Below are 12,995 nucleotides of genomic sequence, written 5' to 3' on the forward strand. Positions count from 1 at the left end.
AGGAAGCCCCGCCCGGCGAACCGGACGGGGCTTCCAAAGCAAAACGAGTTACTTGAGGGTAACCGTTGCGCCAGCTTCTTCGAGCTGAGCCTTTGCCTTCTCTGCGGCTTCCTTGTTGGCGCCTTCGAGAACAGCCTTCGGTGCGCTGTCAACCAGGTCCTTGGCTTCCTTGAGGCCGAGGGAGGTGATGGCGCGAACTTCCTTGATCACTGCGATCTTCTTGTCGCCAGCAGCTTCGAGGATGACGTCGAAGTCAGTCTTCTCTTCAGCAGCTTCAGCAGCACCGCCGGCAGCGGGGCCAGCAACTGCAACAGCAGCAGCCGTAACTTCGAAGGTCTCTTCGAAGAGCTTGACGAACTCGGAGAGCTCGATGATGGTCAGTTCCTTGAAAGCTTCAATGAGCTCTTCGTTGCTGAGCTTCGCCATGGTGGCGTCCTTCCATTAGTTGGTGCAGGTCCGGACGATGCCGATCCATACACCAGAGTTTGTTTGGGGGGAGAACTTAGTTCTCTTCGGTTGCAGCTTCAGCGGCTTCGGCCGGAGCCGCAACCTCTTCAGCAGCAGCCTCTTCGGCCGGGGCTTCATCAGCGGCCGGTGCAGGTGCGCCGCCCTCTTCTTCAAGCTTGAGGCGCAGAGCGTCGATGATGCGTGCAGCAGCAGATGCGGGAGCCTTGAGGACACCGGCAACGCGTGCAAGCTGCAGTTCGCGGGACTCCAGGGCTGCCAGTGCGGCAACTCCTGCTGCGTCCAATGCCTTGCCTTCGAAGACGCCGGTCTTGATAACCAGCTGCTTGTTGGCCTTGGCAAAGTCCGTCAGGCTCTTGGCAGCAGCAACAGCGTCACCCTTGATGAAGGCGATTGCAGTGGGGCCGGCAAGCTGATCGTTGAATGCTTCAACTCCAGCTTCCTTGGCTGCAATGGCGCTCAGGGTGTTCTTGACGACCGAGAACTTGGTGTCCTGGCCGAGCGCAACACGCAGTTCCTTGAGCTGTGCAACAGTGAGCCCGCGGTATTCGGTCAGGACAGCCGCGTTCGATTCCTTGAAATCGTTGGTGATCTCCGCAACTGCGGAAACCTTGCTAGGCGTTGTCATAACCCTCCTTCCGGGGAATAAAGCCGGTCTTCCGGGTCCCCGCTCACGAGAGCTAAAACTAAAAACGCCCCGCGCAGATGCACGGGGCTTGGCTCAACACGGTTCGATCCGTGGAGACTAGCTTCGTTCACCTGCGCCGGCCGCCCTATGTTCAGGGTCCTTCGTCAAGGAATTCACTTTGTTCTCAGGGGCGTGGCTGCAGAATTGAGCTGTGCTCGAAAGAGTGGATTCCCATCAACCGACGGTCTTTGGTACTTCAAGGTTACGGGACAGTGTGCGGCAAACCAAATCGGGGCGCGGCAGTACAGCTCGCGGTTGCCCCTATTCGGAGACTGTCGGCCCCTTATCCCGGCCCGGAAGTTCCTTCTGCCACAGTCCGGTGATGCCGGCCGTCGTGAACCCCAACTGCTTGTTGACAGTCAGGAGGTAACGGTTTTCCGGCGCGTTCCAGGTGTAGATCACTCTTGCGTCCGGAAACTGCTCGCTGAGCCGTTCCATGTTGGCCACTTTGATGAGCAAACCCAGTTTGTTTCCGCGGTGCTCCTGGAGGACCAGGGTGTCGTCCTGGAAGACCACGTCCTGGCGGTGGGCCAGGACACTGATGGTGGTCAGGCCCACCAGCTTGCCGCTCTCAAGATGCTCGACGGCGGTAACCACCGTGCGCCGTCCCTGCGCCAATGCGGCGTCTTCAGTTTCCCGAAGGACGGCGGTGTCGAAAACCATTCCGCCCGCTTCAACCTCGGGAGCATCGTCCTCGGCATCGTCACGCACAACCTCGCCTGCTGCGTTTTCCAACGCGGCAACAGCATCCAGCCAGGCGTCCGGGCAGCGGTCCGTCCAGTGGTGGAGGGCATAGCGGCCCCCGTTGGCTTCCTCCGCTTCCAGCTGGAGGTCAGCTACGAGCTGGGAGTCCAGGGGAAGGATGCAGGAGCTGAACTGTTCGATGTGCTGGAGTGTGTAGCCGGCCCTCTTGGCGAAGTCCACCTCCCTGCTGCTGACAGGGACAAATCCGGCCCCGCTGCCCGGAATCAGCTGGTCCTCGGGTACCTCCGTCAGGGACGTTGCAGGGTGGTTGGTGTCCACCAGGATCATGGTCCGGCCTTCGGCGCGGGCCAGCTGTTCGGCGGCCTCCAGCAATTGCCGTCCGACTCCTTGCCCTTGGTACTCGGGAAGGATGTCCAGGGTGAATTCGGCCAGGTCCATGTTGTCAGCCAGGGGCAAGGCGATGTCCACGACACCGACGATGGCGCCTTCGACCTTGGCCACCAGGATGATCTGGCGTTCATAGGGATCGGAAAATTCCAGCAGCTTTTCCAAGGGAGTGTAGGCGAGGTCGTCGCTCCCCCACGTTTCCATGCGCACCCGGCGTCCGACTTCCACGGCGTCCAGGAAATCGGCGGCCTCAGGGCTGTCCAGGGTGTCAGGCACCCACAGCTGCCCGACCTGAACGGTACCCGTCTCGTCTACAGTCATCCCAGCCGTTTCTGCCATTCGCCTTCAAAGCCGGACGGCTTGAATCCAAGGGCGATATTTATGGCCAGCATATGCTGGTTTTCAACGGCGTTCCATGTCATGACCGACGTGGCGTCCGGCCAGAGTTCCTGTGCGCGGCGAAGGTTGCCGGTTTTCACCAGCATCCCTAAACCGTGTCCCCGGTGCCCGGGAGCCACCAGGGTGTCCTCTTGGTAGATCACCGCCGGCGCCTCTTCACGGTGCGTCAGGACCGTGTATGCGGCCAGCTCCCCCGTCGCGTCATGGCGGGCTGCGCACACGGCGGACTCCACACCGCTGGCTTGCCAGGTGGCTTCCTCCCGGCGGACCCGGGCAGCGTCCCACACCTCGCCTTCCCACCCGAGGCCTGCGATGGGAACCTCTGTGCTCATGAGGCTCTTGAGGCGGGCGAAAGCGCCCACAAGGTGGTCCGGGCAACGCGACTTCCAGCCCAGGACGCTGTAGCCCGCCGAGCGTTTCAAGGCCTCCGCTTCCAGGACCCCAAGCGATTCCCCGGAAACGGGAAAGGCAAGCGTGCTGTTCGTTTCGACCTGCTCCAACGAGTAACCGTGGCGGAGGGCGAAACGTGTGGATGCCGCGTCCAAAGGCACCCCGCCTGAGCCGGACTTGGCCTCCAACAACTCCACGCCGGCCTCGACGGGCGCGATGGGTTCTCCGCAGTAGGCATCGAACGAAACCCGCCCGCGGCCACTGGCCAGTTCCTCCAACAGGGCCAGTATCTGGGATCCAAAGCCACGGCGCCGGAAGGGCGCGTCGACAAGCACGTCCACACCCGCCGTCGTCGTGTTTTCACTCAGGGGCAGCGTCAAAGTGCCGCAACCCACCACCTCACCATCGAGGCGGGCCAGATGGACCTGGCGCTCTTCGTATTCATTTCCCTGCCAGAAAAGGACGGCCTCGGCCAGGGTAGCGCAGCGGTCCAGGTTGCCCCACAGTTCCATGGCGTGGGCGACGTTCAGTTGGTGAAAGGCCTGGAAGTCAGGGGCATCTGCGGCGTCCGGACTCGTGGGAACACGGATCCGTTCCACGGTCAATCCGGAAGGCCCTGAAATGTTCGACGACGTCACGCACCACAGCCTACGGCCCGCCTCCCGCGCGGAACAGACGGAGACAAGAAAACAGGCTGGAAGCGAATGCAGGCAGTGACAGAAAAAGGACCGCCCGGCAAAAGCCGGACGGTCCTTTTCAGAGCCAGTGCTCGCGAAGCTTACGCGTCGGTGAGAACCTTGGTGACGTTCGGGTCAACGGTGATGCCCGGGCCGAACGTGGTGGCAACGGTAGCCTTCTGGATGTAGCGGCCCTTGGAAGCGGACGGCTTCAAACGAAGCACCTCTTCCAGTGCTGCTGCGTAGTTCTCAGCCAGCTTGGTGGCGTCGAAGGACACCTTGCCGATGATGAAGTGAAGGTTGGAGTGCTTGTCGACGCGGAAGTCGATCTTGCCGCCCTTGATGTCGTTGACAGCCTTGGTGACGTCCGGGGTAACCGTGCCGGTCTTCGGGTTCGGCATGAGGTTACGCGGGCCGAGAACCTTACCGAGGCGGCCAACCTTGCCCATGAGGTCAGGGGTTGCCACCGCGGCGTCGAAGTCGGTCCAGCCGCCGGCGATCTTTTCGATCAGGTCATCGGAACCAACGAAGTCGGCGCCGGCAGCGATTGCTGCTTCAGCCTTGTCGCCGGTTGCGAAAACGAGGACGCGGGCGGTCTTACCGGTGCCGTGGGGCAGGTTGACGGTGCCACGAACCATCTGGTCGGCCTTACGCGGGTCGACGCCCAGGCGGAAAGCGACCTCAACGGTTGCGTCGAACTTGGAAGGGTTGGTGTCCTTCGCGAGGGTGATGGCCTCGAACGGGGCGTAGACCTTGTCTGCCTCGATCTTGGCTACGGCTGCCTCATATGCTTTGCTGCGCTTTGCCATGCTGCTGTTTCTCCTTGTGCAGTTGTGGTCTGCGGACCGCGCTGGGCCCTGCCACAGTCGGGGATCCGGCAAGGATCCTGCGACATTTCAATGTTTCAGATACCGGTTGCCCGGCGGGTGAAGGCCACGATAGGCCTTCGAGGGTTCTAGCCTTCGACCGTGATGCCCATGGAGCGGGCGGTGCCGGCGATGATCAGGGCAGCAGCCTTGATGTCGTTGGCGTTCAGGTCTTCCATCTTGGTGGAAGCAATTTCCTCAACCTGTGCCTGGGTCAGCTTGGCAACCTTGACGGTGTGCGGGGTAGCCGAACCCTTGGCGACGCCTGCAGCCTTCTTGATGAGCTCTGCAGCCGGCGGGGTCTTGGTGATGAAGGTGAAGGAACGGTCCTCGTAGACCGTGATTTCAACCGGGATAACGTTTCCGCGCTGGGATTCCGTTGCAGCGTTGTACGCCTTGCAGAATTCCATGATGTTGACACCGTGCTGGCCAAGTGCAGGACCGATCGGCGGAGCCGGGTTAGCGGCACCTGCCTGGATCTGCAGCTTGATGAGGCCGGTGACCTTCTTCTTGGGAGCCAATGTAGGGTCCTTCTCTCAATAGCTTCCTGGGACACAGGAGCGCGTCCCAGGTTGGTGGCCGCCATGGCGAGGCGGCCGGCCGCTCCCGAACTGCTAAGCAGGCAGGACAGGAGCGAAATTTTGGAATCAGCTAGATCTTGGTGACCTGGTTGAATGCGAGCGTCACCGGGGTTTCGCGCTCGAAGATCGAGACCAGAACCACCAGGGTCTGGGACTCGGGCTTGATTTCGGAGATCGTTGCCGGAAGGGTCTCGAACGGACCTTCCTTGACGATGACCGACTCGCCGACCTCGAAGTCGACGGCCACGGGGGCCTGGTTCTGCTTGTTGACCGGCTTGCCCTGCTCTGCCTGCTCTTCTTCGAAGACCGGGGCGAGCATGGAGAAGACCTCGTCAAGGCGGAGCGGGACCGGGTTGTGGGCGTTGCCCACGAAGCCGGTAACACCGGGGGTGTGACGGACGGCGCCCCACGAGGCGTCGGTCAGGTCCATGCGGACCAGGACGTAACCGGGGATGCGGACGCGGTTGATAACCTTGCGCTGCGCATTCTTGATCTCGACGACCTCTTCCATGGGCACCTGGATCTCGAAGATGTAATCTTCCATGTCCAGGGTCTGGATGCGGGTCTCAAGGTTGGCCTTGACGCGGTTTTCGTAACCGGCGTAGGAGTGGATGACGTACCAGTCACCCTCCTGGCGGCGCAGCTTGGCCTTGAACTCCTCCGCGGGATCAGCAGGCGCTGCTGCAGCAGCGGCAGCCAGCTGGTCGCCGTCGGACTCTTCCGCGGTCTCGACGTCGGCAGCCTCGCCGGACGCGTCATCGGACTCTTCATCCACGTCGGACTCGAAGTCCTCTTCGGAATCCTCAGAGTCGACGTCGGCAGATTCGGGCGCAGCGGAATCGACCTCGGACTCTTCCGCGACAATTGCCGTGGCGTCGGCTGAGTCCTCGGCGGATTCGCCCAGCTCAGTCTCGTTTACCTCGAGCTCCTGCTCAGACACTTGGTCTCCTGCTTCCTCATTGCCTAACATGCCTATTTAAATGGCTCAATTCCGCAAACCCCGCAAAATTCCCGGCGAACCAAGGGATTTCACACAGTTTGCGGACAGATCCGCTTAGCGGTCCGTAGCGCCTGACCCACCGAAGACCCAGCTGACTCCCGTGCCGAAGGCGAGATCCAGAAGGGTGACGATAACCATCATGATGACCACGAACACCAGCACCACGAGCGTGTAATTGATCAGTTCCTTGCGGGTGGGTGCAACGACCTTCTTCAGCTCGCCGATGATCTGGCGTACGAAGAGTGCAATACGGGCGAAGAAGCCGCGATCGGCTTTCTTGGCGGGACGGCCCTTCGAGCTGCTGGCAGCTGTTTCGGTCACCTGGTCCTCACTCACCTTGCAAAGTCGTTGACCCGACTCTGATCAGAGCCATGGTTGCTGCGCGTGCCCCGGCGTTTCCGCCGGAACAGCTTGCGCAGGGCAGACAGGACTCGAACCTGCAACCTGCGGTTTTGGAGACCGCTGCGCTACCAATTGCGCCACTACCCTATGGATCGAATCCATGTTTCAGGCCGCACTTCAGCCTGTGATGCTTTTCAACACCGGTGAACCAGTCTACGCAAGAATTTCGCGATAGTCGAACCGGCCTTGTTCCGGACCTCCCTGTCCCCTTTTCGGCCTGTGACCAGCATTATCAGTCACAAAGCCGGGTGGGCACGCGGGAGCTCCGCAGAACAGCATAAGGTAGTTTACGTCGAATCCCATCATCCAGCCCACGAGCTGCCTGCGAAGAACGGTACATAGATGTCTGCCGGAACAACTGCCGCCCGCATTTCACAGCGAATCTCAGCCATTGCCGAGTCCGCCACCCTTGCCGTTGACGCCAAGGCCAAGGCACTGAAGGCCGCGGGTCGTCCCGTGATTGGTTTCGGTGCCGGCGAACCGGATTTCCCCACCCCCGACTACATCGTCCAGGCAGCCATCGAGGCAGCCGGGCAGCCGAAGTACCACCGCTATTCCCCAGCGGGCGGGCTTCCGGAGCTGAAGAAGGCCATCGCGGATAAGACCCTCCGCGACTCGGGCTACAAGGTCGATCCCGCCCAGGTCCTGGTGACCAACGGCGGCAAGCAGGCCGTGTACAACACCTTTGCCACCCTGGTGGATCCGGGCGACGAAGTCATCATCCCCACCCCGTTCTGGACCACCTACCCGGAGGCAATCCGCCTGGCCGGCGGCGTGCCCGTCGAGGTTTTCGCCGGGCCGGAGCAGGGCTACCTGGTGACCATCGAGCAGCTTGAAGCAGCTGTCACGGACAAGACCAAGATCCTCCTGTTCGTTTCCCCCTCCAACCCGACCGGCGCCGTCTACAGCCCGGAACAGGTTGCGGAGATCGGCAAGTGGGCGGCATCCAAGGGCCTGTGGGTCGTCACGGACGAAATCTACGAGCACCTGACCTACGACGGCGTCCAGTTCACCTCCATCGCCACGGCCGCTCCGGAGCTTGGCGACAAGGTGGTCATCCTCAACGGCGTTGCCAAGACCTATGCCATGACCGGCTGGCGCGTCGGCTGGATGATCGGCCCTGCCGACGTCATCAAGGCCGCTACCAACCTGCAGTCTCACGCCACGTCCAACGTCTCCAACATCATGCAGATCGCAGCCGCCGCTGCCCTCACGGGTCCGCTGACCGCCGTCGACGAAATGAAGGTGGCCTTCGACCGGCGCCGCAAGGCGATCGTCGCCGGACTCAACGCGATTGACGGCGTTGAATGCCCGACGCCGACCGGCGCCTTCTACGTGTACGCGGACGTCCGCGGTCTGCTGGGCAAGGAATTCGAAACCTCGAACGGCCCGGTCCGGCCGAGCACCTCGGCTGAACTCGCCGCGCTCATCCTCGACGAAGTCGAAGTAGCCGTGGTTCCGGGCGAGGCGTTCGGCCCCTCCGGCTACGTCCGCCTTTCCTACGCATTGGGCGACGACGACCTCGCTGAAGGTGTCCGCCGCATCCAGGAATTCCTGGGCAAGGCCAAGTAGCAAGCAGCCAACGCAAACGCTCTTCCACCGTGACAGGTGGAAGAGCGTTTTGCGTTTAAGGCGCGGGATGTGAGCAAGCGTTGGGAAATCCCCCGCGGGATGTGAGCAAGCGTTGGGAAATCCCCCGCGGGATGTGAGCAAGCGTCAGAGGAGGCGTCGCTCCGCTGCCCACTTGGTGAGTTCATGGCGGCTGGAGAGCTGGAGTTTCCGCAGGACGGCTGAGACGTGCGTTTCCACTGTCTTGATGGAGATAAACAGCTCCTTGGCAACTTCCTTGTAGCTGTATCCCCTGGCGATGAGCCGCATGACTTCGAGTTCCCGGGCGGAGAGCTTGTCCAGTTCATCATCCGCGATGTCCGCCGGAGCCGTTCCGAAGGCGTCCAGCACGAATCCTGCGAGCCGGGGAGAAAACACGGCATCTCCATCGGCAACCCGGATCACGGCGTCGGAAATTTCCCTGCCGGAAATGGTCTTGGTGACGTAACCGCGGGCGCCGGCCCGGATCACCGAAACCACGTCCTCCGCGGCGTCGGACACGCTCAAGGCCAGGAAACTGGTGGTACCCAGCAGGGCCGAGGAACCGGCGATGACCTCACGGCCGCCGCCGCCCAGGCCGCCGGGAAGATGAACATCCAGGAGCACTACCTCGGGGCGCGTTTCCGCGATTACTGCGATGGCCTGCTCCACCGTTCCGGCTTCGCCCACTACGTCCATGCGTGCGTCAAGATCGGCCTTCAGCCCGGAGCGGAAAATGGTGTGGTCATCCACGATCACCACCCGCACAGTGCGTCCCGGACCACCATCAGGATTGATCGTCATTGCTTCATGTCTCCGTTCCGGACTTCGCTGTTTCGAGCCTCACTCATGAAAGCTTCACCTTTCCGCTGCTCATTCGCCTCCGAAGGTGCTGACGGAAGGGCCAAGCGGACTTCCGTGCCGTCGCTGCTGCTGTTGATGACCGCGGTTCCACCGTGCCGTTTCATCCGGCCGATGATTGATTCCTTGACGCCCAGGCGATCGTCGGGCACAGCGTCAAGGTTGAAACCGGGGCCGCGGTCCTTGATGAAGATCTCAGTGTTGCCGTCAGTGCTCTCAAGGTAGACCGATACCGTCCCGCCACCATGCCGGGCCGCATTGAGCATCGCTTCCCTGGCCGCCTGCACCAGGGCCTCGTGCCGTTCCGTCATTTCGGTATCACCCACGGTGACCACTTCCACCGCATTGCCGTGGGAGTCCTCCACTTCGGCTGCGATCGCCTTGATCCGTTCAGCCAGGAGGCCCGTTTCCTTGGCGGGGTCGCTGAAGAGCCAGGTCCGGAGTTCGCGTTCCTGCGCACGTGCCAAGCGGACCACGTCCTGTTCGGATCCCGCCCGCCGCTGGATCAGTGCGAGGGTCTGGAGCACTGAGTCGTGCAGATGGGCGGCGATTTCAGCGCGCTCGGTCTCGCGGACACGGCCGGCCCGCTCTGTTTCGAGGTCCTTCCAGAATTTCAGCCCCCAGGGCAGCAACACCAAGGCAACGCCGCCCAGGACAGCCACGGAGGCCAGCAGGGCAAGCCAGGTCTGTTCCCAGGAGCCCGAACCGGACACCATCACCAGGACGCCTGCCACAACCAGCGCCAGGCCCGCTGCGAGACGGACCCAGCCACCGGCTTGGTCGGCCTTCGTCTTGTCCACCAGGCCGGCCCTGCGGGTTTCGTCCAGCTGCATCCAGGCAATCGCCGCACCACCGAGGATGGCTGCTGCCGGAATCAGAGTGCCCAAGGGGACGTCGACCCCGAATTGGCGGGCGATCAGAATGGCAGCAACCAGAAGCAGCGCGGCACCGAGGAGGATCTCCTTGCCGTACTGAATCTTCCGGAACGAGAACCACGATGCCAGGGCGCTGCCGTCCCACCAGCCTCCGGGCGGGTTTGCGCCTGCGTCCGGAGCTGTTGCGGCGGGACCTGTGGCTCCGGTGGCTGCCGACCCGCCGCCCGGAGCACCAGCCACCGCCGGTCCGCTGAAAGCCGCCGGTGCGGGTCCGCTGAAAGCCGCCGGTGCGGCGCCGGCGTCGTACGCCCTTGGCGCCCGGGCGGTGTCAATGCTTCCAGGGGCCACAGGCGGCAGGCTCACGGCAGGAGCAATGGGCGACGCCGGTCGGCGGGCATTGCGCTTGGCGTTCTCATCCGCGGTGGGAACCATGGTCCACAGCCACGCATAGAACGCCACACCTGCCCCGCCGGCAAAACTGGCCAGCACCATGCCAAGCCGCACAAACTTGACCGGCCACCCCAGGTGATCCGCCAAGCCGCTGCAGACGCCCGCGATCATGCGGTCGCTGCTGCGGACCAGCGGGGGGCGTTCAACGGCGGTTCTCATGTACCAATCCAAGCACGGATCAGGGTTCCCCGAACCGGATTCCGGCAGGGTCAGGGGCTCTCTCAGGGATCATTCAGGGTATCCCCCAGTAGAGGGCATGTGGGCCCGGGCGGCAGGATCGAAGTATGAACGCGAACAGCATGAACCCAGAGGAACCCGGAATGTCCGGCACCGCCGGCCCGTCCGGCTCCAGCGACGCCGCCGGCCCGTCCGGCTCCAGCGCTTCCACCGGAGCTTTCGGATCACCTTCCGGGGCGTCGGACCAGCCCACTGCCGGAGCGTCTGCCGGCACTGGCCCTGCTGCCGGGACCTACGCGCCGGCGGAGGACGCTCCCCAGCCGCCCCAACAGAACTTCTTCGATTGGATCCGGGACCAGGGCATCCGCCGTGGACCTGACCGTTGGATCGGCGGGGTTGCCAGTGGTGTAGCCCACCGGTTCGGCATTGATCCGTTGATCGTGCGCGGAATCTTCATTGTCCTTGCGCTCTTTGCCGGGGTCGGGGTCCTCCTCTACGGCATCGCGTGGGCACTCCTGCCCGAACCCGATGGCCGGATCCACGTCCAGGAGGCAGGCGCCGGACGGTGGTCGGGTGGAATGACAGGTGCTCTGATCACGGTCATCATCGGATTTCCGAGCCTGGGCCGCGGTTTCTGGGGATGGGGCTGGAACGGGCTTCCCGGCCTGTTCTGGACGCTTTTCTGGATGGGCGGTGTCTTCTACCTCATCTACTTCCTGGTCCAGCGGAACAAAGCGTCGAAAGGAGCCGCGCCCATGAGCCCGCAGAACTACGCGGCCGCACCTGGCGGAACCGCAGCGTACGGTGCTCCGGCCTCCTACCCGGCCACGGGAACCAATGCCGGCGTACCTGTCTACGGTGCGGGCACGCCTGCGGGATCACGCAGCGGAGCTTACGGTCCGGGCAGTTACGGTCCGGGCAATTACGTTTCCGGGCCGACCCCTCCTTCAGGTCCGCGTCCTCCGTTCGGCCCCACTCCCCCGCACGGCCCTACTCCGCCGCAGGGGTGGGAACAAAAACCGGCCACACCCAAACGCAAGGGACCCGGCGCGGCCATCGTCGCAGTGTCTGCCGGTGCAGCGCTCCTGGCCGGCGGCACGTTGAAGGCGCTCGACGCCGGCAACGTCATTGATCTGGGCAACACCGCCAACGCCGTGGTGTGGGCAACCGGTGCTGCCGTGCTGGGCCTGGGCATCCTGGTCGCGGGACTTCGGGGACGGACATCCGGCCTGCTTGGCTTCCTGGCCGTTGTGGCCCTGATCGTTGGCGGAATCTTCAATGTAGTTCCCCGGAATGGCGATCGCTGGACCTTCCACGATGTCAACTGGGCACCGACAAGCCTGGAACAGGCACGCCAGGGCATCAGCGTCACCGGAGCCAAGGGAACTGTTGACCTGAGCAATGTCACCACCACGCCGCCGCTGATCTCCGAGGTCCTGGTCCCGGTGGACGCAACCGCCAGCAATGTCACGGTCATCATCCCGGACGATGTTCCCGTGGAGGTCAAGGCAGATATGACTTTCGGCAACCTCAACGAACGCGGCGCAGACCGCGGTGGCCGGCTCCAGGACGACAGCACCCTCTACAACACCGGGAAACCCGGGGCCAACCTCGTAGTGGAAATCGACGGAACCTTCAGCAACGTGACCATCAAGGAAGGAAACTGACATGAGCACGAACGAGCCCTTCACGACCCCCGGATCTCAGCCAACCGAGCCACTGCCCAAGGAAACCCGCCCTACGGAAGCCCTGCCGAAGCCCGGTCTCCAGCCGATCCCCCTGACGCCGCCCTTGGAGCCCAGCTTCCGGGTGGAACACCAAGAGGAGGACGAACCCAGGCAGGCCCGCATTGGAACCGTAGTGTGGGGTCTGATCGTGGTGGCCCTGGCGGCACTGATCATCATCTCCACTCTTGGCTGGGTGTCATTGAACGGTACCTATGTGCTGATAGGCCTGATGATCGGAGCCGGGGCCGCACTGGTGGTCGGCGGACTCCTCTCGGCCCGTAAGGGCTCCACGAAATCCAAGAGCCCTGCCCCGTGATCCACCCGATCCACGTGACAAAGCAACCACAACAGGGAAGTGTGTAGCCATGGACAAGTTCTTCAGCATCGTCAGGGGCTTCGGCCTGAAGCGGGGACCACAACGCTGGCTGGGTGGCGTGTGCGGAGGCATCGCCGCGAAGCTCAGGGTGGATGTGGCTTACGTCCGGGTGGCCTTCCTGCTCTTCTGCCTGCTCCCCGGGCCGGCAGTGGTGGTGTACATCCTCGGCTGGCTCATCCTTCCGGACCAGAACAACAAGATCGCCCTCGAATCCTTCATCAGCCAACGTTCCCGGTAACCATTCGGGCAAACCTGCCGAACCCGGACAGAACATGAAGCGCCCCGCCGGCCCGGCGGGGCGCTTTTCGCTGATTTCGGCTATGTTTCCAGCACCGCACATCCGCGCTCGAAGGTAACCGTTTGTGTCCTACCCCACATGCCC

Annotated in this window: 14 protein-coding genes and 1 tRNA gene; 4 read left to right on the forward strand and 11 right to left on the reverse strand. The window is 63.0% G+C overall.

What is annotated here, in order from left to right; translation table 11 throughout:
• Positions 1–48: 48 nt before the first annotated feature.
• The 9 genes from rplL to PV760_RS00860 all read right to left on the reverse strand — a co-directional run bounded on the left by rplL (position 49) and on the right by PV760_RS00860 (position 6,647).
• Positions 49–426: a 50S ribosomal protein L7/L12 gene (gene rplL / locus PV760_RS00820; RefSeq protein ID WP_018776695.1), complete on the reverse strand. Its 378-nt coding sequence runs from the start codon at positions 424–426 to the stop codon at positions 49–51.
• Between the two features lie 76 nt (positions 427–502).
• On the reverse strand, positions 503–1,093 hold the full coding sequence (rplJ, locus tag PV760_RS00825) for a 50S ribosomal protein L10 (RefSeq protein WP_018776696.1): 591 nt from the start codon (positions 1,091–1,093) through the stop codon (positions 503–505).
• A 321-nt stretch (positions 1,094–1,414) separates the two neighbouring features.
• Entirely contained in the window at positions 1,415–2,584 is a 1,170-nt protein-coding gene (locus tag PV760_RS00830; protein ID WP_502921415.1) for a GNAT family N-acetyltransferase, read from the reverse strand.
• Entirely contained in the window at positions 2,563–3,672 is a 1,110-nt protein-coding gene (locus PV760_RS00835) for a GNAT family N-acetyltransferase (protein ID WP_354626925.1), read from the reverse strand. Before PV760_RS00835 ends, PV760_RS00830 begins: the two co-directional genes overlap by 22 nt.
• 140 nt (positions 3,673–3,812) lie before the next feature.
• Positions 3,813–4,520: a 50S ribosomal protein L1 gene (gene rplA / locus PV760_RS00840; RefSeq protein WP_018776699.1), complete on the reverse strand. Its 708-nt coding sequence runs from the start codon at positions 4,518–4,520 to the stop codon at positions 3,813–3,815.
• A gap of 146 nt (positions 4,521–4,666) precedes the next feature.
• Complete coding sequence (gene rplK, locus PV760_RS00845) at positions 4,667–5,098, reverse strand: 50S ribosomal protein L11 (protein WP_011775609.1); 432 nt, start codon at positions 5,096–5,098, stop codon at positions 4,667–4,669.
• Positions 5,099–5,228: 130 nt separating this feature from the next.
• The gene (gene nusG, locus PV760_RS00850) at positions 5,229–6,098 is read right to left on the reverse strand and encodes a transcription termination/antitermination protein NusG (protein WP_018776700.1); all 870 of its coding nucleotides are present in this window, start codon (positions 6,096–6,098) and stop codon (positions 5,229–5,231) included.
• A gap of 114 nt (positions 6,099–6,212) precedes the next feature.
• On the reverse strand, positions 6,213–6,494 hold the full coding sequence (gene secE / locus PV760_RS00855; protein ID WP_026267011.1) for a preprotein translocase subunit SecE: 282 nt from the start codon (positions 6,492–6,494) through the stop codon (positions 6,213–6,215).
• 80 nt (positions 6,495–6,574) lie between these two features.
• Positions 6,575–6,647: transfer RNA gene (locus tag PV760_RS00860), tRNA-Trp, on the reverse strand.
• 255 nt (positions 6,648–6,902) lie between these two features.
• On the opposite strand from PV760_RS00860, the gene PV760_RS00865 reads away from it, so the two are divergent.
• Positions 6,903–8,132, forward strand: coding sequence for a pyridoxal phosphate-dependent aminotransferase (locus PV760_RS00865; RefSeq protein ID WP_018776702.1), 1,230 nt, complete (start codon positions 6,903–6,905; stop codon positions 8,130–8,132).
• A 144-nt stretch (positions 8,133–8,276) separates the two neighbouring features.
• Here the strand turns inward: PV760_RS00865 and PV760_RS00870 are convergent, their stop codons facing one another.
• On the reverse strand, positions 8,277–8,951 hold the full coding sequence (locus PV760_RS00870; protein WP_354626926.1) for a LuxR C-terminal-related transcriptional regulator: 675 nt from the start codon (positions 8,949–8,951) through the stop codon (positions 8,277–8,279).
• Positions 8,948–10,492 carry an ATP-binding protein gene (locus PV760_RS00875; RefSeq protein WP_354626927.1) on the reverse strand — a complete coding sequence of 515 codons (1,545 nt, stop codon included), beginning with the start codon at positions 10,490–10,492 and terminating at the stop codon, positions 8,948–8,950. Before PV760_RS00875 ends, PV760_RS00870 begins: the two co-directional genes overlap by 4 nt.
• A gap of 125 nt (positions 10,493–10,617) precedes the next feature.
• On the opposite strand from PV760_RS00875, the gene PV760_RS00880 reads away from it, so the two are divergent.
• The 3 genes from PV760_RS00880 to PV760_RS00890 are packed head-to-tail and all read left to right on the forward strand — an operon-like array spanning position 10,618 to position 12,851.
• Complete coding sequence (locus tag PV760_RS00880) at positions 10,618–12,177, forward strand: PspC domain-containing protein (RefSeq protein ID WP_354626928.1); 1,560 nt, start codon at positions 10,618–10,620, stop codon at positions 12,175–12,177.
• A 1-nt stretch (position 12,178) separates the two neighbouring features.
• Positions 12,179–12,553, forward strand: coding sequence for a hypothetical protein (locus PV760_RS00885; RefSeq protein ID WP_079580755.1), 375 nt, complete (start codon positions 12,179–12,181; stop codon positions 12,551–12,553).
• 49 nt (positions 12,554–12,602) lie between these two features.
• Positions 12,603–12,851, forward strand: coding sequence for a PspC domain-containing protein (locus PV760_RS00890; protein WP_018776707.1), 249 nt, complete (start codon positions 12,603–12,605; stop codon positions 12,849–12,851).
• Positions 12,852–12,995: the final 144 nt, after the last annotated feature.

It is taken from the genome of Paenarthrobacter sp. CC6 (genome assembly GCF_040560085.1).
Taxonomy (GTDB): Bacteria; Actinomycetota; Actinomycetes; order Actinomycetales; family Micrococcaceae; genus Arthrobacter; species Arthrobacter nicotinovorans.